The sequence below is a fragment of the Streptomyces sp. NPDC097595 genome, from assembly GCF_044761525.1.
Taxonomy (GTDB): domain Bacteria; phylum Actinomycetota; class Actinomycetes; order Streptomycetales; family Streptomycetaceae; genus Streptomyces; species Streptomyces drozdowiczii_A.
Map to the genome: position 1 here is coordinate 89,106 of NZ_JBIWCN010000017.1, position 22,587 is coordinate 111,692.

Consider the following 22,587-nt stretch of genomic DNA (forward strand, 5'->3'; position numbering starts at 1 on the left):
TCGAGATACTTGGGGGTACGAGGTGTGGCGCGTCCGGGACGGGAACCAACAGGAGGGCCTGCTGGCCCAGTTGCGCAACCCGCCAGGCGGCCGCGACGCCCGGATCATGCTGCGCGCCCTGGCCGTCGACCGCACCGGCACCGGCCTGTGGGCGGCCTCCTCGGTCCTCTACCTCACCTTCGTCACCCACCTCAGCGCCCAGCAGATCGGCGTCCTCCTCGGCACGGCGGGCGTCGCCGGCATCGCGGGCTCACCCCTCGCCGGACGCCTCGCGAGCCGCTTCCCGGTGCGCCCGCTGCTGATCGGTTGCCACCTTCTGCGCCTCATCACGCTCACGCTGGTGCTGTTCTGTACGCGGTTCGAGGCGCTGCTCGTCGTGGTCGCCGTGACGTATCTGGGGGACAGGGCCGCCAAGACCCTGGAGATGCTGTTCGCCACCCGCGCGGCGGGCGAACGCCGCGCCGCCTACCAGGCGTTGTCCCGCAGTGCCGCCAACGCGGGCTACGGACTGGGCGCCGGGCTCGCCGCGATCGGCCTGGCGGCCGGCACGGTGGACGCGTACCGTGCGCTGATCCTCGGCAACGCGCTCTCCTTCCTCGTCGCCGCCGCGCTGGTGTGGCGCACGGGGGAGCCGGGTGGCCGGGTGGTGTCCAGTGGTCCCGTCGTGCGGTCCGAACGCACCAAGGGCCCGTGGCGGGACGGCGGTTACCTCCGCTTCGTGCTCCTCGACATCCCCATGAACCTGGACGACTCGGTGCTCGGCGTCGGCCTCCCGCTCTGGCTCGTCAGCCGCACCTCCGCCCCGCACGCCCTCGTCCCGGCGTTCCTGGTCATCAACACTGCGCTGGTCGTCCTGCTCCAACTCGCCGTTTCCCGAAGGGCGGAGGGCCCGCGCAAGGCCGTGCGGGCGGTGCTGCTGTACGGCGTCCTGCTCTTCGTCACCTGCGCCCTGCTGGCCGCGTCCACCGGTTGCGGCACCTGGACGGCGGCCGGGGTCCTGCTCGCGGCGGCCGTCCTGGTCACGATGGCCGAGCTGATGCGCTCGATCAGTTCCTGGGAACTGGCCGTCCTGCTCGCCCCGCCGGACGGACGGGCCGCATATCTGGGCGTGGCCGGCATGTCCCAGTCCATCCAGAAGTCGGCGGGGCCGCCGTTGCTCACGGGCGTGGTGATGGCGGCGGGCCCGGCGGGCTGGCTGGCCCTGGGGGTCGCGGTGGCGGGCGTGGCGGTGTGGCAAAGCCGCTGCTGCGAGCGCCGGTTGGGTGCGATGGAGGTGCCCGAGCCGGTGGCCGGGGCGGCCTGAACGCGGGCGGTGTCCCCGTCGCAGGACCCTCCGGCGGACGGCCCGCGCCCCGGCTCTACGCTGTGCCGACGCGGCCGCCCCGGGAGCCGGGGCGGGACCGCGATGAGGAGGGGACACATGCGAAGACACGTGCTGTGGGGCACGGTGGCCGCCGTGGCGGCCATGACCGTGCTCGGCACGACGGCGGCCAACGCCGAGGGGCGGGGCGACATCCGGGTCACGAAGGGGGTGACCAACAACGGCAAGAGCGTGGTCGTGGGCATCAGTAAGACGGTGACGTTCCCGGTCAAGGTGACGGTCAAGGACGACTCGGGGGTCGAGGGCCTGAGCCGGATCGACGTCGGCAACGCGACTTCCACCGCGAACGCGCCGGTGGAGACGGACAGCACGACGTGCAGGAAGCTGAGCGCCACCACGTCGGAGTGCACGGCGATGATGAGACTTGTGCCGGAGTACTTCCCCGACTACAGCGACAGGAATGCGAACGACGCGGCCGGCGGCTGGTGCGCCTACGGCATCGCGAGCGCGCGTGACGACGACTACTGGATCTTCGACTGCGTCGCCCCGTTCAACCTCAAGCGCGCCGCGACCCTGACCACGGCCGCGACCGGCCCGAGCCCGCTCAGCGGCGGCAAGCAGGTCAAGGTCACCGGCACGCTGAGCCGGGCCGACTGGGAGGCGCTGAAGTACCGGGGGTACGCCGCTCAGAGCGTCCAGCTCCAGTTCCGGAAGGCGGGCGCGAGCGCGTACAAGACCGTGAAGACGGTCAAGTCGAACAGCTCGGGCCGTCTCTCCGCGACCGTGACCGCGAGCGGTTCGGGCAGCTGGCGCTGGTTCTACCCCGGCACCTCCACCACCGCGCAGATCGCCTCGGCCGGTGACACGGTGACGCTGGGACCTGCGACGATGCGCGGTCCGTACGTCATGCACGCGGCCACTCGGGGCTGACGCGCCTCCGGGGGCGGCCGGGTGACCACGTACCCGGCCGCCCGCCTGTACGGTCTCGGCTTCACGCCCCCGACCGCATACGTTTGGGGCGTCACGGGACAACGACGGAGGTGCCTTCGTATGCGGATCGCCACCACGATCTTCCTCACCGACGAGACGATCACCCCGGTGCGGCTGGCGCACCAGCTGGAACAGCGCGGGTTCGCCGGGCTGTACCTGCCCGAGCACACCCACATCCCGGTGAGCAGGGACACCCCCTACCCGGCGGGCGGCGAGCTGCCCCGCGAGTACGGACGCACCCTGGACCCCTTCGTCGCGCTCGCCCAGGCAGCCGCCGTCACCGAGCGGCTGGCCCTGGGCACGGGCATCACCCTGATCGCCCAGCACGACCCCATCGACCTGGCCAAGCAGATCGCCACCCTGGACCACCTCTCCGCCGGCCGCTTCACCCTGGGCATCGGCTACGGCTGGAACGTCGAGGAGGCGGCCGACCACGGCGTCGAGTGGTCCACCCGCCGCCGCCTGGGTCGCGAGCGCCTTGCGCTGATGCGGGCGCTGTGGGCTGCGGAACCGACGGCGTACGAGGGTGAGTTCGGCTCCGTACGCGCCAGCGAGGCCCACCCGAAGCCGCACCGCCCGCAAGGCCCGCGCGTTCTGATCGGCGGTGCGGCGGGCCCCAAGCTCTTCGCCCGCATCGCGGAGTCGGCCGACGGCTGGCTGCCCATCGGCGGCGGCGGCCTCACGGAGGCCGTCCCCCACCTCCGCACCGCGTGGGAGGCCGCCGGGCGCGACCCGAAGGACCTCCACATCGTCCCGTACGCGGTCCTCCCGTCCCCCGGCAAGCTGGCCCGCTTCGCGGACCTGGGCATCGAGGAGGTCGTCCTCCAACTGCCCCCGGCCGAGGAGCCGGAGGTCCTGCGGACGCTGGACGCGTACGCGGCGTATCTGTAGGACCTAGCTGCTCCTTCGACCCTCGAGAGGGACCCGTGAACACCACCTACGACGAGCGGCTCGCCGCGTTTTCCCGTGAGCGGCTGGCCGGTCGGCCGGTGCCGGATGATCTGCGCGTGCTGCTGACCGCCCACTGGGAGGGCCGCACGGACTTCGCCCACCTGCTGGGGCTTGAGTTCTTCGAGGAGGGCGAGCTCCACCCCTTCCTGGACACCGGCTATCTGAGCGAACAGGAGCTGGCCGACCCGGAGATGCAGGCCGTCAACGCGGGGGTCGCGCGGGTGGCGGAGTACGTGAAGCTCGTCGCCAAGGGCGGCAAGGGGTGGGTGGGTTACTGGGTCCATCCGGACGAGCCGGCCGTGCGGCCGATCGAGCTGGACACGGAGTTCACCCTCTGGCAGATGACCGGCTCCACCCTGACGGAGGCCGTCGCCTTCGAGCAGGCCTCCTGCCAGGACGAGCCGGACGAGCGTGTTGCGTACGGGCAGCTGGCCGCCGAACTGGGCGCGCTGGGACTTCTGTTGGGCACGACGGACTACGGCGCGCTGGACGACAGTGAGTACGCGGTGGACCCGGAGAAGCTGATGGAGACCCTGATCGAGGAGGAGCGCGCCGCGCGCGGGCTGGGGTGAGGGGTGCGCGGGGGCGCGCTGAGGGGCCGGCTCATCCCCGTCGCGTCCGGGTCCGGCGAACTCCCCAGGCGATCCCCGCACCGCCGCCGACGACCCCGCCCACGCCCGTGCCGACGACGCCGCCCGAGTGGGCCACGCACACGTACTCCAGGCCCGGGCGGTCGGGTGCCTCGCGGACGTCCTCCAGCACGTACCCCTGTCCGTTGGTCACAATGTGATCACTGGTCCTCCGCAATTTCCCCACATCTCGTTCGGGGTAATACGGTCAGCCCACTCGACGAGACGTATGGGGGGACTCCATGCCCAAGGTGCTGAGCCGGCGCACGCAGATATGGATCGGTGGGGTAGCCCTGATCGCCCTGGGGGCGGTCGGCTGTTCGGACTCCGGGAAGGGGGATGCGGCCGCGAGCGCCAAGCCGTTGCCCGCGGTGACCGTGACCGTCACGGCCACGGCGACCGAGACCGCGACGCCCGCCCCGGCGCCCACGGTGACCGAGACGAAGACCGTGAAGGTGCCCGGGCCGACCGTCACGACGACGGTCACCAAGGCCGCCTCCACCCGGTCCGGCGGCGGGTCCTCCGGCGGCGGCACCAAGACCACGAGCACCTGCTCCATCCGCTCCAACGCCGGGAACTGCTACAGCGCCGGGCAGTTCTGCCGGAACAGCGACCACGGGGCCGTGACGACGACGGCGTCGGGCGCCCGGATCAGGTGCAGTTCCAGCGGGAACGCGTGGCGCTGGACGTACGCCTGACGGGCGGCGCCCCGACCCGCGCGGAACGAAGTGCCCGGTGCCGGGCGTTGAACGTGTCGGCATTCGTACGTACGGAAGAGGGGACACGCATGGACGACGTCACTGGCTTCGAGGACATCTCGCCGACCACGCTTGCCGATGTGGTCGGGCGGGCGCAGGTCATGGACGCGCGGATCCGGCCGTTGTGGACGCCCGTGCCGCGCGTCGCCGGGCCCGCGTTCACGGTGCGTTGTCCTGCCGGGGACAACCTCATGCTGCACGCCGCGATCCACCGGGCCGCGCCCGGTTCCGTCATCGTCATCGAGGCGGGCGACGCGGACTTCGCGCTGGCCGGGGGGAACGTGTGCGCCGTGGCGCAGCGCCGGGGGATCGCGGGGTTCGTCACCAACGGGGTGATCCGGGATCTGGCCGAGGTACGGGACATGGGCTTCCCGGTCTTCGCGGCCGGGGTCGTGCCCTTTCCCGGTACGAAGAAGGCCGTGACGCCGCTCAATGAGGACGTGCGGTGCGGTGGGGTGGTCGTGGGCGCCGGGGACGTCGTCGTCGCCGACGAGGAGGGCATCGTCGTCACCCCCGCCGGACGGGCGGACGAGGTGCTGGCCGCAGCCCGGGCCAAGGCCGCCAAGGAGGCGGCGGAGTCCCTGGACGACTGGGAGGCCGCCCACCGCGCCCGTATCGACAAGATCCTCGCCGACCAGGGGTACGCGGGCTGACCCGGCCGGGGGTCCAGACCCCGGTGGTAGCTTGGCAGGCCAGTCGTTGGCGTGTACATCGAGGCTAGGGGGACCCCATGAGGCAGCAGTCCGTACGGAGTCGGATAGCGGCCGGAGCGGCGGCCGGGACGCTGGCCCTGTTCTTCGTCTCGGGCTGTTCGTTCAGCTTCGGCGGCGACAAGGTCGTCAAGAAGGACGAGGTCGCCAAGCAGGCGTCCGCCGGGCTGAAGAAGGAGGTCGGGCGCGCCCCCGAGGACGTGACCTGCGAGGACGACCTCAAGGCCAAGGTCGGCGAGTCCGTCCGCTGCACCCTCACCGACGGCGGCAAGAAGCTCGGCATGACCGTCACCGTGCGGTCCGTCGACGGCGATGACGTGAACATGGACTACAAGGTCGACGGCGGCGCCGGAGCGGGCAGCGGCGCCTCCGCCGACCCCCAGCCCAGCGATTCGGCCCAGCCGTCCGACTCGACGGGCGCGGACAGCGCCTCCGGCTCCGTGGACAAGGCCGAGGTCGCCCGCCAGGGCAAGGCCGCCCTCGCCGCCCAGGCGGGCAAGGAGCCCGACTCCTTCTCCTGCCCGGAGAACCTGCCCGCGAAGGTGGGCGCCACGATCCGCTGCCAACTGGCCGACAGCGGTACGCAGTACGGAGTGACGGTCACCGCGAAGTCGGTTGTCGGCGGCAAGGTCAACATGGACTTCAAGGTGGACGAGACGCCGGGCGGCTAGGACTTGTCCGGTCGATCATGTGCGGAGCCGGATGACGAGGGCGGCTGCGGTGATGGTGCCGAGGTAGACGTAGCCGCGTTTGTCGTATCGGGTGGCGACGGCTCGGGAAACCGCCGCGCGAGCGGCCCAGGCCCTCACCCCTCGCACCACCTCCGCCAGGCAGGCGGCGAGGGACGGTGGCGGATCCGTGCGGGCACCGGCCGCGTGCTGGTGGGCCCGCACGGCGGTGGAGTCCACCGAGATGTCCCAGTCGATGTTGCCGACTGCGTCGGCTTCGGCCTGGACCTGCTGGAGCAGCCGTTCCCAGGTCCTGTCGGCCGACCACAGCCGGTGGCGTTCACAGACCGTCTTCCACGGCCCGAACCGCTCGGGCAGGTCGCGCCAGTGAACGCCTGTCCGCACTCGGTACAGGATCCCGTCGATCGCCTGCCGGTGGTCCCGCCACCGGCCACAGCGCCCGTTGCCGACCGGCAGGAACGGCCGCAGCCGTTCCCACTCGGCACCTGTCAGATCTCCCCGCCCCATGCCCCGACCAACGAGCAAGGCAGGAGATCGTCGCATGATCGGGCGGGCAAGTCCTAGCTGATCCGTGCCTGGTACTCGAAGCGGCCCGGAGCCCAGAGGCTGTGGTCATCGCTCGGTGTCACGCTCACGACGCCGTCGGTGAAGGTGATGACCGCGCGGCCGTAAGCCTTCCCATCGCTGGGCGCCACGACCCGGATGAGGATCTCGGAGAACTTGCACGGCCGGCGGAAAGGAGACGTGCGCGGCTGCTCCCCGATGTAGGTCGCCGTCAGGAGCACCTCTACCGGCTTGCCCGCGATGGCGAACAACACCGGCACCTCCTCCTTGACGGGGTTCTCCCGGGTGGCCTCACGAGCCTCCCGGCGCACCTCGAACACGTTGTCCAGGCCCCTCTCTTCGAGGAACAGCCGTACATCTTCGTTGAGGGCCACCTCCTTGCCCTCGGCGAGAGCGGCCCTGTCCTCCTTGCGCAGGTGGTACTTCACCAGCTCCGAGCCGGGCAGGTCGGCCAGCATCTGCCTCTGGTAGCTGGAAACAGCACCCGCGCTGACGGACACAGGCTCCTTGGCCATCTCGAAGTCGCGAGGGGACAGATGCCCCGCGACCCGGTAGATGCGGAATGGTCCATTGGTCGATGTCACGGTGTCGTCGATGTCCTCTCGAATTGCGGGCCTCGGTGCCGTGCCGGGTGCCTGCGACGGCACTCCCGCGCGGGACGGGGCGTACCCCGCCTCGGCCCCACCTTGTCGTAGGACCGTCCGCAGGCAGCCGTGCGCCGCGCTCATTCATCCTGAAGTCACACGTAAGAGGACATGCGCCAGGCCGGAACGGAGCCGGGTTGCAGCAGCGGCCGATGCCACCGGGAACGTCCGGCCCGTCTGGAGGCAGCCGGCCGCCGCTGGCATCGCTGACGCGAGGGGGCGTGCTCACACCGGTTCCCGCCGACCGCCCCCTCGGGAAGCGGGTTTTCGGCAAGCAGGTCGACGGCGTCCATGAGCTGACGCAAGCCGTCGGGGTCGTCCTTGAGGAACCGGGCAGCCTGGTCGATGGCGTGCTCGTCCCAGGTGATCAGGTAGGTCAACGCTGCTCCAGGCCGAGCCGCGCACGTACCTCGTCATGAGACACGGTCTCGACGGCTCCCGAGGCGCGGCGGGCCTGGTACTGAGCGAGAGCCAGAGCGTCTTCCAGTTCGGCGAGCTCCTGCGGGTTGATCAGTATGGCCGCAGGCTGGCCGTGGTCGGTGATGGTGATGCGCTCACGGGCGTTCGAGGCCCGGCGGACGAGCGAACCGAAGCGGGCGCGGGCCTCAGTGATCGGCAAGGTGTCACTCATGTAATCAAGTGTACACTTTACGCGCCCCTCGGCCAGTCGGTCGGACGGCGAGCGCCCGGGTGGGGCTCGCCGTCCGGCTTTTCAGCCCTGGCGGGCGTACGTGACGAACGCGGACCAGGCCGTCGGCGCCACGTCGAAGTGGGGGCCGGGGATGTTCTTCGAGTCCCGGACGTGGACGGTGGTCGCGCAGGACGCGACCTCGATGCAGTTGCCGCCCTCGCCGTCGCTGTAGCTGGACTTGCGCCAGTTGTAGGCGACCTCGATGCAGTTGCCGCCCTCGCCGCTGCTGTGGCTGCTCTTGAACCAGTGGAGTTGCTCGGTGTTCATCGCTCTCCCAACATCTTTTCAATGAGCGCCAGGGTCTCTCTGGGGGAGAGCGCCTGCGCTCGCATAATGCCAAAGCGTTCCGTGAAGACTCGCACCTCGGCCGGGTCCGTGATCAGCCTTCCATACCCGTAGGTCTCGGTGTACGCGGCCTCTGGGCGCCCCTTCGGCGTGACCAGGGTGAACGATGCGTTCAAGCTTGGGTGTTCGGTCCGGTCGGTTGTCATGACCTGGAGTTCGACGGTACGCATTTGCCCCACTGCCAGCAGCCGCTGAAGCTGCGCCCGGTGGACGGCTGGTCCACCGATGGGGCGCTGCAAGACGGCTTCCTCCACGATGAAGCTGAGGGTCGGAGGGGGCCAGCGCTCGAAGATCTGCTGGCGCGCCATCCGGTCCGCTACGCGCTTCTCGATCGTCTGCTCGTCCAACAGCGGTCGCCGCTGGGTGAACACCGCGCGCGCGTACTCCTCCGTCTGGAGCAGGCCGGGGATCACCTGGTTGTTGTAGTCATGTAGGGCCACCGCCTCCGCCTCGGTACGAGCGAAGTCCCGGAACCACCCCGGATGCCGCGCACGCGACCGCGCCAGCGCCTCCCGTACGTCATCAGCCGTTGCCGACAGAACGCCACCCGTGTCCAACGCCCGGTCCGCCAGGGCCAGGAAGTCCACCTGCGGGGTCCGCACCCCCCGTTCGATCGCGGAGACCAGGTCCTCGCCGCAATGGACCAGCGAAGCCAGCTCCCGCTGGTTCATCCCCGCGCGTTCGCGCAAGAACTTCAGCTGGCGGCCCAGCGCCCTGAACAGGTGCGCCGTGCCGTCCGATTCGGCCGGGCGCTCCGGCCGTTCCTCACGTTGGGTGTTCGTCATCTGCCCCGTACCGCCTTTGTCCGTCCGGTCACGGCCGACGCCCCGTACAGCCGGTCGGGCAGGCCCGTACAGCTTCTTGGAGTCGTGTGGTCACTCCTGGTCAGCGTATGAGGAGACGGACACGCTGGGTCACATCAATCCCGAAATCACCCTTGTGGGTGCTGACTTCGTCCAGCGCTTCAGCCCCACCCGTCGAGGCGCGCGCCTCGCCCGACGCCTCGCCGTGCAGCAACTCGACGCCTGGGGCGTGGCGTACGGGAGCCGGCTGTCCGACGACGTGGCCGTGGTCGTGGGCGAGCTGGCCGCCAACGCGGTGCTGCACGGCCATGTCACCGGGCGGGACTTCGAGCTGCGCGTGCTCCCCGAGGCGGACGGCATCCGCGTCGAGGTCTCGGACGCACGCGGCGAGCGGCGCCCGGAGCTGTGTTCGGGCGGGCCCGACGCCGAGGACGGGCACGGGCTGCGGCTGGTCGAGGCGCTGGCGGCGGAGTGGGGCGTCGCCGAACGCATCGTCGGCAAGACGGTGTGGGCGCGGGTGGCCCCGGGGCGGTGAGGCCCTCACACCCCCGACAGCACCACCAGCTCCCGCGTAGCCCGGGTCATCGCCACGTACCGGTCCACCGCCCCGCCCACCCCCGTCCCGAAGGACTCCGGCTCGACCAGGACCACGAGGTCGAACTCCAGGCCCTTCGACAGCGTCGGGGTCAGCGAGCGGACCCGGGGCGACGGCGGGTGGAAGGACGCAGGCGCGCCGATGACGCACGCCGTGCCCTCGGGGTGGGTCGTCAGCCAGGTGTCGAGGACCGTGGGGAGGTCCGTGAGCGGGCCTCGGCGCACCGGGATGCCGCTGCTGCGGATGGACACCGGGACGTTCGCGTTCGGCAGGGCGGCCCGGATCACCGGTTCCGCCGCCGTCATGATCTCCTCCGGCGTGCGGTAGTTGACGGTCAGCGCGGACAGGGTGATCCGGTCCAACCCGACCCGTTCCAGCCGCTCCCGCCACGACTCCGCGAAACCGCGCCTCGCCTGCGCGCGGTCGCCGACGATCGTGAAGCTGCGTGAGGGGCACCGCTGGATCAGCATCTGCCATTCCGCGTCGCTCAGTTCCTGCGCCTCGTCCACCACCACATGCGCGAACGGCCCCGCCAGCTCGTCCGGTTCGGCCGTGGACAGGGCGTCCGGGTCGAGCAGCGTGTCCTGGAGGTCCCGGCCGCGCAGCATCCCCACCGCGCCCTGGCTCTCGTCGATCTCCGCGTTCTCCAGGAGGCTGTCGATCGCCTCGGCCCTGCGCGCCCGCTCGGCGGCGGCCGTCGCCTCGTTGCGCCGCCTCCGGCGGGCCGCGTCCGGGTCGCCGAGCCGCTGCCGGGCCGCGTCCAGGACCGGCAGGTCGGAGACCGTCCACGCCTGGGGCTCGGAGCGCTGGAGCGCGGCCACCTCCTCGCGGGTGAGCCAGGGCGCGCACGTCCGCAGGTAGGCCGGGACGGACCACAGGTCGCCGACCAGGTCCGCCGCGTCCAGCAGGGGCCACGCCCGGTCGAAGGCCGTCATCAGCTCGCGGTCGCGCAGGAGCGCCTGGCGGACCAGGTGCTCCGGGACCTCCTCGTCCTGCCGGTCCGCGTGCTTGTCGGCCAGGATCGTCAGGATCTCCTCCAGCACCGCGTCGCGCGCCTCGTTGTGCGGGACGCCCGGCGCGGACTCGAAGGCCACGGCCCACTCGGCGGCGGTCAGCCGGACGTCCGCCCAGGGCGTCGTCACGGTCAGGCCCTTCGACGGCGGCTCCTCGTAGAACGCGGCGGCCGCCTCGACCGCCCGCACCAGCTCCGCCGACGCCTTCAGCCGGGCGACCTCCGGATCGGCCTCGGGCACGGCCGCCGCGCCCTCCGGGACGAGGTCGCGCAGGGTGCACGTGCGCACCCCGTCCTCGCCGAGGCTCGGCAGCACATCGGCGACGTAGCCCAGGTACGGCTGGTGCGGGCCGACGAAGAGGACGCCGCCGCGCCGGTTCCCGAGGCGCGGGTCCGCGTACAGGAGGTACGCGGCGCGGTGCAGGGCGACGACCGTCTTGCCGGTGCCCGGGCCGCCGTCCACGACGAGCGCCCCGCGCGACCCGGCGCGGACGATCGCGTCCTGGTCCGCCTGGATCGTGCCCAGCACGTCCCGCATCCGGGCCGACCGGTTGGTGCCCAGGCTCGCGATGAACGCCGACTGGTCGTCCAGCGCGGCGTGCCCGGCGAAGGCGTCCGGGGCGAACACCTCGTCCCAGTAGTCGCTGACCCGGCCGCCGGACCACCGGTAGCGGCGGCGGCTCGCCAGGCCCATCGGGTTGCCGTGCGTCGCCCCGAAGAACGGCTCGGCGGCCGGGGAGCGCCAGTCCGTCAGCAGCCGGCGGCCCTCGCTGTCGGTGAGGCCGAGCCGTCCCACGTACACCGGCTCGGAGCCGTCCGCCCCGGCCATGTGGCCGAGGCACAGGTCCAGGCCGAACCGGCGCAGCGTGCGCAGCCGGGCGGTCAGCCGGTGGATCTCGGCGTCCCGGTCCAGCCCCTGCCGGCCCAGGCCGCCCGGGGCGCGGCGGGCGGCGTCGAGGGCGGCGGTCAGTTCGGCGACGGTCTCCTCCAGGCAGCGCGCGATCGCCGCGAAGTGGCGCTCGTCCCCGGCGATCAGGGCGGGGTCCGCCTTGGCCTCGGCGCGGTCGCCGGTCAGCGCGAAGGCGCTCGTGGTGACAGTGGTGTGCATCGGTTCGGGCACTACGTGAAACTCCCAAATGCCGCAGGTGGCTGGCTCAGGTCAGCGATTGTGCGGGAGGAGGGGGGCCTTGCGGCAAGGCCCCCCTTGCGCTATACGTTGAGAGTGGCCGGAGGTGACAGTCCTTTCCCGGCCGGCCGGTGAACACCCCCCCGGCACCCTTCTTCCGCCCGCCCCGCCCGCCTCGCCCTGCATTGGCAGGCACACGGCATACTGGGCCGCCGGATCACCGGGGGGAGCGCCGAGCGCATGGCGTACGGAACGGACGGGGCGGACCTGCCCGAGAAGGTCGGCGGATACGCCGTGGAACGGCAGCTCGGCGCCGGCGGCATGGGCGTCGTCTATCTGGCCCGGTCCCGGGGCGGCCGCGCGGTCGCCGTGAAGGTGGCCCGTTCCGAACTGGCCGCCGATCCGCACTTCCGCGAGCGGTTCCGGGCGGAGGTCGAGGCCGCCCGGAGCGTCGGCGGTTTCCATACGGCACCGGTGGTCGACGCGGACCCCGACGCGCCCGCGCCCTGGCTGGCGACGGCCTACATCCCCGGGCCCACGCTCGCCGCGCTCGTGGCGGCCGAGGGCCCGATGGACGAGGCGCGGCTGCGGCAGCTGGGCGCCGCGCTCGCGGAGGCGCTGGCCGCGATCCACCGCTGCGGGCTCGTCCACCGCGACCTGAAGCCCGGCAACATCATCATGGCGGCGGACGGGCCGCGCGTCCTGGACTTCGGCATCGCCCGGGCCCTGGAATCGACCCGGCTCACCGCGACCGGGATGGCCTTCGGGACACCCGGATTCCTCGCCCCCGAACAGGCCCAGGGCCTCGAAGTCGGCGCCCCCGCGGATGTGTTCGCCCTGGGTGCCGTGCTCGTCGCGGCGGCGGGTGGCAGCGCGTTCGGGGCCGGGACGCCGATGGGGATGATGTACCGCTCGGTGCACGAGGCGCCGGAGCTGGGGGCGGTGCCGGAAGGGGTGCGGGGCGTGGTGGCGGCGTGCCTGGCGAAGGAGCCGGGCGAGCGGCCCGCGCCGGAGGCGCTGCTGGACCTGTTCGCGCCGGGGGGCCCGGCGTATGTGCCGGCGCGGCAGCCCGGGTCCCCGGCGGACGCGACGCCGCCGAGCCTCACCAAGCCCCTGGCTGACGCGACCCCGGCGCCGCAGTACCCCCAGCCGCCCGCGCCCCCGGCCTACCCGCCGAACTCCGCGAACCCCTCCCCGTACCCGCCGATGGCCGCGTCCCCCTACGGCCCCTCCCCGTACACCCCCTCGCCCTACCCGCCGCCCGCCGCGATCCCCAACAACCCGTACGCGCAAGGGCCGGCCGCAGGCACCTGGCAGCAGGCGCCCGCCGAGCCCGTCACCGACATCGGGTTCGTCGGGGTCGGCACCGACAGTTCGCTGGTGATCGACGCGCTCGGGATCGAGTTCCAGGCGAGCAACGGCCTTGAACTGCAATTCAGCTGGGCCGAGATCGGCCGGATCGAATACGCGGTGCACGGGCCCAAGCTCCTCGTGGTCACCGTCCGCCTGCGCGCGGGGGCCGTCCACACCTGGACGCTGGCCGCCCGCAACCGCTCCCGCCTGCGGGAATGGACCCAGGACCTGCCGCTGATCCTGGAGTACTACGCGTAGTCCGGCCGCCGGCCACCCGCTCGTATGCTCGGGGCATGACCGATCCTCAGAGCGGACACCCCACCACCAACTCGATGCGGCGCGCGCTCAAGCGCGCGCGTGACGGAGTCGCACTCGACCGGGCGGAGGCCGCCGCGCTGCTCCAGGCGCGCGGCGAGGACCTGACGGATCTCGCGGCCTCCGCCGCCCGGGTGCGGGACGCGGGCCTGGAGGCGGCGGGGCGGCCGGGGGTCATCACGTACTCCCGCAAGGTCTTCATCCCGCTGACCCGGCTCTGCCGCGACAAGTGCCACTACTGCACGTTCGTCACCGTGCCCGGGAAGCTCCGCCGGGCCGGGCACGGCATGTTCCTGTCGCCCGACGAGGTGCTGGCCATCGCCCGCGAGGGGGCGGCGATGGGCTGCAAGGAGGCGCTGTTCACGCTCGGGGACCGGCCGGAGGACCGCTGGCCGGAGGCGCGCGAGTGGCTGGAGGCGGAGGGGTACGACGACACCCTCGCGTACGTACGCGCCATGGCGATCCGGGTCCTTGAGGAGACCGGGCTGCTGCCGCACCTCAACCCCGGGGTCATGAGCTGGACGGACCTCCAGCGGCTGAAGCCCGTCGCGCCGTCCATGGGCATGATGCTGGAGACGACCGCGACGCGGCTGTGGTCCGAGCCCGGCGGCCCGCATTACGGCTCCCCGGACAAGGAACCGGCCGTGCGGCTGCGGGTGCTGGAGGACGCGGGCCGGTCCAACGTGCCGTTCACCACGGGCATCCTGATCGGCATCGGCGAGTCGTACGAGGAGCGCGCGGACTCCCTCTTCGAGCTGCGCCGGACCGCCCGGGCCTACCACGGCATTCAGGAGGTCATCGTCCAGAACTTCCGGGCCAAGCCCGACACCGCGATGCGCGGGATGCCGGACGCGGAGCTGGAGGAGCTGGCCGCCGCGATCGCCGTCGCCCGACACATCCTCGGCCCGTCCGCCCGCATCCAGGCCCCGCCGAACCTGGTGGACGCGGAGTACGCGCTGCTCATCGGCGCGGGCATCGACGACTGGGGCGGGGTGTCGCCGCTGACCCCCGACCATGTGAACCCCGAGCGCCCGTGGCCGCACATCGACGACCTCGCCGCCCGCACGGCCGAGTCGGGCTTCACGCTCCGCGAACGCCTCACGATCTACCCGGAGTTCATCCAGCGCGGCGAACCCTGGCTGGACCCGCGCCTGCTCCCGCACGTACGGGCGCTGGCCGACCCGGAGACCGGGCTCGCCCGCGAGGGCGCGATCCCCGAGGGGCTGCCGTGGCAGGAGCCGGACGAGGGGTTCAACGCCTCCGGCCGCACCGACCTGCACCGCACCATCGACACGGAGGGCCGCACCGGCGACCGCCGCGACGACTTCGACGTCGTGTACGGGGACTGGGAGGCGCTGCGCGAGGCGGCGGCCCCCGGGATGGTGCCCTCCCGGATCGACGGAGACGTCCGCGCGGCGCTGAGCCAGGCGGCGGACGACCCGACCCGGCTCACGGACGACCAAGCGCTCACGCTGCTGCACGCGGACGGTCCGGCCCTGGACGAGCTGTGCCGGATCGCGGACGCGCTGCGGCGGGACGTGGTCGGCGACGACGTCACGTACATCGTCACGCGGAACATCAACTTCACCAACGTCTGCTACACCGGCTGCCGCTTCTGCGCCTTCGCCCAGCGCCGCACCGACGCCGACGCGTACACCCTCTCGCTGGACCAGGTCGCGGACCGGGCCGCGCAGGCGTGGGACGTGGGCGCGGTCGAGGTCTGCATGCAGGGCGGCATCCATCCGGACCTGCCCGGCACGGCGTACTTCGACATCGCGCGGGCCGTGAAGGAGCGGGTGCCCGGCATCCACGTCCACGCGTTCTCGCCGATGGAGGTCGTCAACGGGGCCACCCGCACCGGTATGTCGATCCGCGACTGGCTGACCGCCGCGAAGGAGGCCGGGCTCGGCTCGATCCCGGGCACGGCGGCCGAGATCCTGGACGACGAGGTCCGCTGGGTCCTCACCAAGGGCAAGCTGCCCACGGCGACCTGGCTGGAGGTCATCAGGACCGCCCACGAGGTGGGCCTGCGCTCCTCCTCGACCATGATGTACGGCCATGTCGACCAGCCCCGCCACTGGCTGGGCCACCTGCGCACCCTCGCCGCGCTCCAGCAGGAGACCGGGGGCTTCACGGAGTTCGTGACCCTGCCGTTCATCCACACCAACGCCCCGGTCTACCTCGCGGGAATCGCCCGCCCCGGCCCGACCGACCGCGACAACAGGGCCGTCACCGCGATGGCCCGCCTCCTCCTGCACCCCCACATCACCAACATCCAGACCAGCTGGGTCAAGCTCGGCACGGAGGGCGCCGCCGAGATGCTCCGCTCCGGCGCGAACGACCTGGGCGGCACGCTGATGGAGGAGACCATCTCCCGCATGGCCGGTTCGAGTTACGGCTCCTACCGCTCGGTCCGCGACCTGGAGGCCATCGCAGAACTCGCCGGCCGCCCTGCGAAGCCGCGTACGACGCTGTACGGAGAGGTGCCGCAGGAGCGGGTGACGGCGGCGGGTGCGTCGGACGGGCACCTGCCGGAGCTGCTGCCGGTTCTGGGGGACTGAGGTCCTAGCCGGACGCCTCGTGCTCCCCCACCACCGCCTCCACCACCCGCAGTTCGTTCGCCGCCCGGACTGGGTCCGCGTCGGTGTCCAGCACCAGATTCAGCAGCGCCTTCCACAGCGCCCAGCCCCGGGCCCTCGCCCAGGTCCCGGGGTCCTGGGCGACGGCGGCCCGGAACGCCTCGCGGCTCTCGCCGTCGAAGAGGCCCCAGGCGATGACCAGGTCGCAGGCCGGGTCGCCCACGCCCGAGGTGCCGAAGTCGATCACGGCGGCCAGTTCGCCGCCCCGGACCAGGAGGTTGCCGGAGGCGATGTCGCCGTGGAACCACACCGGGTCCCCGTGCCACTCGGCGGCGAGGGCCGCCTCCCAGACCGCCCGTGCCCGGTCCGTGTCGACGCGGTCCGCGAGGAGGGTCAGGCAGCGGCGGGTCTGCGCGTCGTAGTGCGCGGGCGGGGTACCCCGGTACCAGCTGTGCTCGCCCGCCGCCGGGCCGCCGGTCGGGTCGCAGCGCTGGAGGGCGCGGAGGAACTCGGCGACCGAGACCGCGAAGCCGGGCAGGTCCTCGACGCGGCCGCCCGCCGCCGTCTCGCCGGGGAGCCAGCGCCGGACCGACCAGGGGAAGGGGTAGCCCTCGCCGGGCGCGCCCAGGGCGAGGACCGGGGGGACCGGGACCGGCAGCGAGGGGGCCAGACGGGGCAGCCAGACGTGCTCCTTCTCCACGGCGGGGACGTAGCCGGCGGCGGTGGGCAGCCGGACCGTCATCGCGTCGCCGAGGCGGTACGTGCGGTTGTCCCAGCCGTCGACCTCGACGGGGACCACGGGCAGGCCGCTCCACTGCGGGAACTGCGCGGCGATCAGCCGCTCCACGAGCGCGGCGTCGATGCCCGCGCGGCCGTCGGGATGTGCGTGGGGGAGGGGTGAGGGCATCGGGCGATCATCGCCCCCCGCCCCGTGCGCCGCAACGGAATTCGACGCGCCTCGGAGCCGTACAAAAACGTTCCGACTCCTTGGCCCCTGCACGCGTTCGATTACAGTGCTGCGCAGTTACCGCACGGTCGCACAGGGGAACGAAACCACGGCATACGGGAGTGGCGCGGTGAGTACAGGCATCTTGGCGGTCTGGGGGCGCGCCGAACAGCAGGACTTCCGCGGCCGGGTACGCGGCACCCTCCTCGGCGGCGCCATCGGCGACGCGCTCGGCGCCGGCGTCAGCGCCCTCACCCTGGAGGAGATCCGCGCCGCCCACGGCCCCGACGCCGTCACCGACTTCGTCCCCGCCCACGGCGCGCGCGGCACGGTCACCGCCGCCACCCAGCTCACCCTGTTCACCGTCGACGGGCTGATCCGCGCCCAGGTCCGCCGCGACACCGGCGCCTGGCACCCGCCCACCGACGTCCACCGCGCCCATCTCCGCTGGGCCGCCACCCAGCACGACTGGGGGCCCGACGAGCGCCGCGAGGACAACGGCTGGCTCGCCGCGCAGGAATGGCTCTACGTCCGCCGCGCCCCCACCCGGGAATGCCTGAACGGCCTCGGCGACGACCTCATGGGCACCCTGGACCGGCCCAAGCACCCCGCCGCGCACGACGCCGCCGCCCTCACCCGGTCCGCGCCCTTCGGGCTGCTCGTCGGCTGGGAGCCGCAGCTGGTGTTCCAGCTCGCCGTCGAGTGCGCCGCGCACACCCACGGCCACCCCACCGCCCTGCTCTCCGCCGGTGCCTTCGCGGTCGTCGTGCACGGCCTTGCGCGCGGCGAGACCCTGGACGGCTCCGTGCAGCACGCGCTGGGGCTCCTCGCGGACCGCCCCGGCCATGAACCCGTCACCGAGGCCCTGCGCCGCGCCCTCGGTGCCGTGCGCCGGGGCATTCCGGGGCCCGCGCTCGTCGAGTCCCTGGGTGCCACCGACTCCGCCGAGGAGGTGCTGGCGGTCGCGGTGTACTGCGCGCTCGTCGGGGAGGACGTGCGGCAGGGGCTGCGGCTCGCGGTGAACCACGGCGGCCCGTCCGCCGCGACCGGGGCGCTGTGCGGGGCGCTGCTGGGGGCGATGCACGGGGAGACCGCGCTGCCCCCGGCCTGGCTCGCCGAGCTGGAGGGGCGGGCCACCCTCCTCGAACTCGCCGACGACTTCGCCATGGAGATGACCCAGGGGCCCGCCCTGCACAGCCCGGCGACCGCAGCGCCGGGCTGGCTGGCCCGCTACCCGCGCTGATCCGTGGGCGCGCCCTCGGCGGCGGCCTCGTCCGGGGCGGCCTGGGCGGGCACCGCCGGGCCGTCCCCGTCCGTGTTGATCCGCTCGATCAGCGCGTCCCGTTCCGGGGTGTCCTCCGGGCGTACGAAGCCGATCACCACGTACAGCACCAGCGAGATCGCCAGCGGCAGCGCCACCTGGTACTGGAGCGCGACGCCCTCCTTCACCGAGCCGTCCAGGTCGTAGTTGGTGAAGTAGAACGCCAGCAGCCCCGCCGCCCAGCTGACGAGCGCCGCCGTCGGCCCCGACTTACGGAAGCGGCGCAGCAGACCCAGCATGAACGGGATCGCGATCGGGCCCATCAGCCCGGCGACCCACTTGATGACGACGGAGATGATGTCCTTGAACGTCGGCGAGTTGATCTGCGTCGCCAGCGCCATGGACAGCCCGAGGAAGCCCAGCGTGGACAGCCGCGCGGCCAGCAGCCCGGCCCGGCTGCTCCACTCGCGGGCGGCCTTGGAGAAGACCGGGGCGATGTCCCGCGTGAAGACGGCCGAGATCGCGTTGGCGTCGGAGGAGCACATGGCCATCGTGTGCGAGAAGAACCCGACGACGACCAGGCCCAGCAGCCCGTGCGGCAGCAGCTGTTCGGTCATCAGCGCGTAGCTGTCGGAGGCGTCCGGCTTCTCGGCGTGGACCAGCAGCGGGGCGCACCACATCGGGAAGAACAGCACCGTCGGCCACACCAGCCACAGGATGGCGGAGAGCCGCGCCGAACGGGTCGCGGAGGCGGCGGAGTCCGTGGCCATGTAGCGCTGGGCCTGGTTCCACATGCCGCCGTTGTACTCGAAGGTCTTGATGAAGAGGTACGCCAGCAGGAACGTCACGGTGTACGGACCGGCCGTCGGGTCCGCGTGGCCCTCGGGCAGCTTGTCCCAGACCGTCCACAGGGTGCTGAAGCCGTCCAGCTCGTGCATCGCGGTGACGAGCATCGCGAGCCCGGCGAACAACTGGATGACGAACTGCCCGAGTTCGGTGAGCGCGTCGGCCCACAGACCGCCGACCGTGCAGTAGACCGCCGTGATGATGCCGGTGATGAAGATGCCCTGAGTGAGGGTGATCCCGGTGAACACGGACAACAGGGTGGCGATCGCCGCCCACTTGGCGCCGACGTCCACGATCTTCAGCAGCAGCCCGGACCAGGCCAGCGCCTGCTGGGTCGGCACGTTGTAGCGGTTCTTGAGGTATTCCAGCGGAGACGCCACGTACAGCCGCGAGCGCAGCCGGTTGAGCCGGGGCGCGAACAGCTTCGCGCCGATGCCGATGCCGATCGCGATGGGCAGCGACCAGGTCACGAAGGACGTGACGCCGTACTGGTACGCGATGCCGGCGTAGCCCGTGAACATCACGGCGCTGTACCCGGACATGTGGTGCGAGATGCCGGACAGCCACCAGGGCATCCGGCCGCCCGCCGTGAAGAAGTCGCTGACGTTGTCGACACGCTTGTGGGACCAGAGCCCGATCGCGATCATCACGCCGAAGTAGCCGATGAGCACGACCCAGTCGAGACTGTTCATATGTCCCCTCCCGGGGTCCGCCTTGTGAACGGGGTGCGCACTTCGCCAGTACGGCCGCTCAGCGGCGCCCCGTGCGGGAGCGGGGACTTGGGGGATTGAACCGCCTGTGCGGTACCCGGGTCAAGGACCCTTCCGGTCATAGATGTGAACACAGGTCAACGAGAGGAACGATTTTACTCGTTCTTGACCCACGGGAGCGTTGTCGTGAACGTGACGGCGGCCACACGATGAGCGGGCGCTTCGCCAGGCTGTGAGCGCAGGGAAGCACGAAGAAGACCGCACGGGATGCGGGTCCCGTGCGGTCGAGTGAGGAGGGGAACTGCCGAAGAAATCCAGAGAATCCGGCCCGGAAACGGCGAAAGCCCTCTCGGCCAGGACGGCGGGCCGGTCGAGAGGGCTTGGTGCGGGCCGCGGCGCGAGCGCGCGGCCGGTTCGCGCGGTCTCAGAACCCGGCGGTGCGCGACACGTCCACGACGAACGCCGACCAGGTCTTCGCGGAGAAGTCGAGGACCCCGCTGCTCACGCTCTTCGAGTCGCGGACCAGCAGCGCGTGACCCGCCGCCGCCTTGACCTCCACGCAGTTCCCATTCGCGGAATAGGAGGACTTGGTCCACTCCGTCAGTGCGTTCTGCCGAATCGCCATAATGACTCCGATGGTTGTGCCGGTCGTTGGGCGGTGCGCCCAGCCGCTGCGCCCAGCGACTTGCGCTCAGCGACTTGTGAGGGACGCTACGCCGCAACATCATCGGCCGTGAGTGGCGTTCACTCGTTCGGATGACTTACGCCTGGGCGGTCTTCCGGCACAACCAGGCGGAGGTGTACCTTTCGCGCCGCACCGGGAATCTCAATGGCCGACGCGGAATTCGTCACGCTCCGCAGTTCTCCGCCGCTTGGAGGATGTACGCCCGGGACTGCTCCGCGCTCAGCGCCTTCGCGCGGAGATGTTCGTACATCACGGCATAACTCTGGACGTCGGGCGCCTTCTCCAGATACAGGTCGCTGGTGATGCCTTCGAGATAGACGACGCTCGCGTCCATGTCCTCCTGGAATTCGAGGATCGTGTAGCTCCCGTACATCCCGGGGTGCGCCCCGACGGTGTACGGCAGGACCTGGAGCGTCACGTGGGGCAGCTGGCTCAGCTCCGCCAGGTGCCTCAACTGGTCGGCCATGATCTGCGGGTTGCCCACGACGCGGCGCAGCACGGCCTCGTCGATCACGGCCCAGAACCGCAGCGGTTCGACCGGGTCGGTCAGCCGGTCCTGGCGCTTGATGCGGATCTGGATGCGCTTGTCGATCTCGGTGGGCGTGGCCTCCGGCCACATCCCCTCGATCGCCGCCTGCGCGTACTCCCGCGTCTGCAACAGGCCGGGGACGATCAGCGACTCGTACACCCGCAGGGACGCCGCGTCGGTCTCCAGACCGATGTACACGCTGTACGGGATGTCCCCGAACGCGTGCCACCAGCCCTGCTGGCGGGAGTCCTTGGCCATCTGCATCAGCGACTCGACCACGCGGCGGTCCTCGACCTCGTACACCCCGCAGAGGTCGCGGACATCGCGCTGGCTGATGGAACGGCGGCCGTTCTCCAGGCGGCTGATCTTCGACTGCGAGACCAGCAGCCGCTCCGCCACCTCCTCGGCGGTCATTCCCTTGACCTCGCGCAGTCGGCGCAATTCCTGACCCAACCGGCGTCGCCTGACGGTGGGATTGACGTTGGACGGCACGGAAACGGCACCTCCGGCTATGTAGCTGTGCGTATCTACTGCTGAGCAGATTGCCACCCCCGGACCCGGCCGCGCTGGGAAACGGCCACACACAGCGGCGCGGGGCAGTCGGTGATATCGACTGCCCCGCGCCTGGTGCGGCTCCCGAACCGGGTCTGGATGACAACGGTGCGGCTGTGTTCGGTTGTTGACGCGGTGGTACGGGTGGTGACGGTGGTGCTGCGTGGTGCGGATGCGGTCCTAGTGGGCCGCGGTGTGCGCCATGCTGCCGCGCCGTGAGGGCGACGGCACTTGCGGTTGCAACGGAACGCCGGCCGCCTGGGCGCGGCGCGGCTGTGCGACCGCCCCGTTCTGTACGTCCATCACGGCGTGCGCCACGAGGCCGCCCATCGGGTCGTGCCTGATCAGGTCCCGGAGCCGGGAGCGCGATGAACGCCCCTCGTTCCCGGGGTACAGGTGCTTGCCGAGTCCGACCGCGTGGGCCAGTGCGGCAAGCGCCGCGGTCCGCGGGTCCGGCGGTACGCCGGTGCGGATCGCACTGTCCAGCCTGGACCTGATGTCCCGGCTGATCGCCGTGTCCGTCGCCTGGTAGCGAGTCGTCGGCAGCACTCCGCACATCTGGCCCTCGACGGCATGCACCATGCCGCACCGCTCCAGATGAGCGAGGTAAATCTGGCGGAGCCCCAGCCGGGGTCCGCCGATCCAATGGACCGCCCGGACCGGACTGCCACGCCTGCGCAGCAGTTCCAGTGCGGAGTCCAGGGTCGGATCTCCTGTCGGCCGTGGCATCACCACGGCGATACGATCCCCGTCTGGGGCTATCCGTCCTGCCAGGGCCAGCTCCACTAGCTGGGCCCCGGCGAGGCCGAGGTCGAGCGACTGCGGCTGCGCTGTGGTACCCGTGGTCGGGTCCAGAGCGAGCAGCAGAAGCTCCTCCGGAATTGTTCTGCGGCTCCTGCCCATCCATGCCTCCCCGCGTGGATGAATGACAGGGTGACCCCTCTCACATCTTCCTGTCGAGGGTGCCTGGTGGCTTTGTACGG

The 22,587-nt window shown here is 71.7% G+C and carries 23 protein-coding genes and 1 pseudogene; 11 read left to right on the forward strand and 13 right to left on the reverse strand.

What is annotated here, in order from left to right; genetic code table 11:
- The first annotated feature begins 70 nt into the window (after positions 1–70).
- From ACIQZN_RS24825 to ACIQZN_RS24840, 4 genes are all read left to right on the forward strand, one after another.
- The gene (locus tag ACIQZN_RS24825) at positions 71–1,303 is read left to right on the forward strand and encodes an MFS transporter (RefSeq protein ID WP_403997852.1); all 1,233 of its coding nucleotides are present in this window, start codon (positions 71–73) and stop codon (positions 1,301–1,303) included.
- A 117-nt stretch (positions 1,304–1,420) separates the two neighbouring features.
- The gene (locus ACIQZN_RS24830) at positions 1,421–2,251 is read left to right on the forward strand and encodes a hypothetical protein (protein WP_403997855.1); all 831 of its coding nucleotides are present in this window, start codon (positions 1,421–1,423) and stop codon (positions 2,249–2,251) included.
- A gap of 120 nt (positions 2,252–2,371) precedes the next feature.
- Positions 2,372–3,202: an LLM class F420-dependent oxidoreductase gene (locus ACIQZN_RS24835; protein WP_403997857.1), complete on the forward strand. Its 831-nt coding sequence runs from the start codon at positions 2,372–2,374 to the stop codon at positions 3,200–3,202.
- Between the two features lie 35 nt (positions 3,203–3,237).
- Positions 3,238–3,834, forward strand: a complete 597-nt coding sequence (locus ACIQZN_RS24840) for a hypothetical protein (RefSeq protein WP_403997860.1) — start codon at positions 3,238–3,240, stop codon at positions 3,832–3,834.
- A 31-nt stretch (positions 3,835–3,865) separates the two neighbouring features.
- Here the strand turns inward: ACIQZN_RS24840 and ACIQZN_RS24845 are convergent, their stop codons facing one another.
- Positions 3,866–4,045 carry a hypothetical protein gene (locus tag ACIQZN_RS24845; RefSeq protein WP_403997863.1) on the reverse strand — a complete coding sequence of 60 codons (180 nt, stop codon included), beginning with the start codon at positions 4,043–4,045 and terminating at the stop codon, positions 3,866–3,868.
- 88 nt (positions 4,046–4,133) lie between these two features.
- Here ACIQZN_RS24845 and ACIQZN_RS24850 point away from each other — a divergent pair, with 88 nt between their 5' ends.
- The 3 genes from ACIQZN_RS24850 (at position 4,134) to ACIQZN_RS24860 (ending at position 6,030) form a co-directional block, all read left to right on the forward strand.
- Positions 4,134–4,589, forward strand: coding sequence for a hypothetical protein (locus tag ACIQZN_RS24850; protein WP_403997866.1), 456 nt, complete (start codon positions 4,134–4,136; stop codon positions 4,587–4,589).
- Between the two features lie 89 nt (positions 4,590–4,678).
- Positions 4,679–5,302: an RraA family protein gene (locus ACIQZN_RS24855; RefSeq protein WP_403997869.1), complete on the forward strand. Its 624-nt coding sequence runs from the start codon at positions 4,679–4,681 to the stop codon at positions 5,300–5,302.
- 77 nt (positions 5,303–5,379) lie between these two features.
- Entirely contained in the window at positions 5,380–6,030 is a 651-nt protein-coding gene (locus ACIQZN_RS24860) for a DUF4333 domain-containing protein (protein ID WP_403997872.1), read from the forward strand.
- 91 nt (positions 6,031–6,121) lie between these two features.
- Here ACIQZN_RS24860 and ACIQZN_RS24865 read toward each other — a convergent pair.
- The 6 genes and pseudogenes from ACIQZN_RS24865 to ACIQZN_RS24890 form a co-directional block, all read right to left on the reverse strand.
- Positions 6,122–6,555 (reverse strand): annotated as a pseudogene (locus tag ACIQZN_RS24865) (IS5 family transposase); the annotation flags it as partial.
- A 53-nt stretch (positions 6,556–6,608) separates the two neighbouring features.
- Positions 6,609–7,196: a hypothetical protein gene (locus ACIQZN_RS24870; RefSeq protein ID WP_403997875.1), complete on the reverse strand. Its 588-nt coding sequence runs from the start codon at positions 7,194–7,196 to the stop codon at positions 6,609–6,611.
- 155 nt (positions 7,197–7,351) lie between these two features.
- Positions 7,352–7,636: a hypothetical protein gene (locus ACIQZN_RS24875; protein WP_403997878.1), complete on the reverse strand. Its 285-nt coding sequence runs from the start codon at positions 7,634–7,636 to the stop codon at positions 7,352–7,354.
- A complete protein-coding gene (locus tag ACIQZN_RS24880; RefSeq protein ID WP_403997881.1) occupies positions 7,633–7,887 on the reverse strand; it encodes a type II toxin-antitoxin system Phd/YefM family antitoxin in 255 nt (84 codons plus the stop codon). The genes ACIQZN_RS24875 and ACIQZN_RS24880 overlap by 4 nt, the downstream gene beginning before the upstream one ends.
- Positions 7,888–7,968: 81 nt before the next feature.
- Positions 7,969–8,214 carry a DUF397 domain-containing protein gene (locus ACIQZN_RS24885; RefSeq protein ID WP_403997884.1) on the reverse strand — a complete coding sequence of 82 codons (246 nt, stop codon included), beginning with the start codon at positions 8,212–8,214 and terminating at the stop codon, positions 7,969–7,971.
- Positions 8,211–9,077, reverse strand: coding sequence for a Scr1 family TA system antitoxin-like transcriptional regulator (locus ACIQZN_RS24890; RefSeq protein WP_403997887.1), 867 nt, complete (start codon positions 9,075–9,077; stop codon positions 8,211–8,213). Before ACIQZN_RS24890 ends, ACIQZN_RS24885 begins: the two co-directional genes overlap by 4 nt.
- Before the next feature lie 133 nt (positions 9,078–9,210).
- Between ACIQZN_RS24890 and ACIQZN_RS24895 the strand changes: the two genes are divergently transcribed.
- Complete coding sequence (locus tag ACIQZN_RS24895) at positions 9,211–9,630, forward strand: ATP-binding protein (RefSeq protein WP_403998120.1); 420 nt, start codon at positions 9,211–9,213, stop codon at positions 9,628–9,630.
- A gap of 5 nt (positions 9,631–9,635) precedes the next feature.
- Here the strand turns inward: ACIQZN_RS24895 and helR are convergent, their stop codons facing one another.
- A complete protein-coding gene (gene helR, locus ACIQZN_RS24900) occupies positions 9,636–11,810 on the reverse strand; it encodes an RNA polymerase recycling motor ATPase HelR (protein ID WP_403997890.1) in 2,175 nt (724 codons plus the stop codon).
- Positions 11,811–12,068: 258 nt separating this feature from the next.
- On the opposite strand from helR, the gene ACIQZN_RS24905 reads away from it, so the two are divergent.
- Positions 12,069–13,439, forward strand: a complete 1,371-nt coding sequence (locus tag ACIQZN_RS24905; RefSeq protein WP_403997893.1) for a serine/threonine-protein kinase — start codon at positions 12,069–12,071, stop codon at positions 13,437–13,439.
- A 35-nt stretch (positions 13,440–13,474) separates the two neighbouring features.
- Positions 13,475–16,057, forward strand: coding sequence for a bifunctional FO biosynthesis protein CofGH (locus ACIQZN_RS24910; protein ID WP_403997896.1), 2,583 nt, complete (start codon positions 13,475–13,477; stop codon positions 16,055–16,057).
- A gap of 4 nt (positions 16,058–16,061) precedes the next feature.
- Here ACIQZN_RS24910 and ACIQZN_RS24915 read toward each other — a convergent pair whose 3' ends face one another.
- Positions 16,062–16,982: an aminoglycoside phosphotransferase family protein gene (locus ACIQZN_RS24915; RefSeq protein WP_403997899.1), complete on the reverse strand. Its 921-nt coding sequence runs from the start codon at positions 16,980–16,982 to the stop codon at positions 16,062–16,064.
- A 169-nt stretch (positions 16,983–17,151) separates the two neighbouring features.
- On the opposite strand from ACIQZN_RS24915, the gene ACIQZN_RS24920 reads away from it, so the two are divergent.
- On the forward strand, positions 17,152–18,264 hold the full coding sequence (locus ACIQZN_RS24920) for an ADP-ribosylglycohydrolase family protein (protein WP_403997902.1): 1,113 nt from the start codon (positions 17,152–17,154) through the stop codon (positions 18,262–18,264).
- Here the strand turns inward: ACIQZN_RS24920 and ACIQZN_RS24925 are convergent.
- The 4 genes from ACIQZN_RS24925 to ACIQZN_RS24940 all read right to left on the reverse strand — a co-directional run bounded on the left by ACIQZN_RS24925 (position 18,252) and on the right by ACIQZN_RS24940 (position 22,507).
- Positions 18,252–19,820 carry a sodium:solute symporter family protein gene (locus ACIQZN_RS24925; RefSeq protein ID WP_403997905.1) on the reverse strand — a complete coding sequence of 523 codons (1,569 nt, stop codon included), beginning with the start codon at positions 19,818–19,820 and terminating at the stop codon, positions 18,252–18,254. The two genes, ACIQZN_RS24920 and ACIQZN_RS24925, sit on opposite strands and share 13 nt — an antisense overlap.
- 442 nt (positions 19,821–20,262) lie before the next feature.
- The gene (locus tag ACIQZN_RS24930) at positions 20,263–20,463 is read right to left on the reverse strand and encodes a DUF397 domain-containing protein (RefSeq protein WP_403997908.1); all 201 of its coding nucleotides are present in this window, start codon (positions 20,461–20,463) and stop codon (positions 20,263–20,265) included.
- A gap of 223 nt (positions 20,464–20,686) precedes the next feature.
- Positions 20,687–21,544, reverse strand: coding sequence for a helix-turn-helix transcriptional regulator (locus tag ACIQZN_RS24935; protein ID WP_328900726.1), 858 nt, complete (start codon positions 21,542–21,544; stop codon positions 20,687–20,689).
- A gap of 240 nt (positions 21,545–21,784) precedes the next feature.
- Positions 21,785–22,507, reverse strand: coding sequence for a GPP34 family phosphoprotein (locus tag ACIQZN_RS24940; RefSeq protein WP_018104284.1), 723 nt, complete (start codon positions 22,505–22,507; stop codon positions 21,785–21,787).
- Positions 22,508–22,587 lie beyond the last annotated feature (80 nt).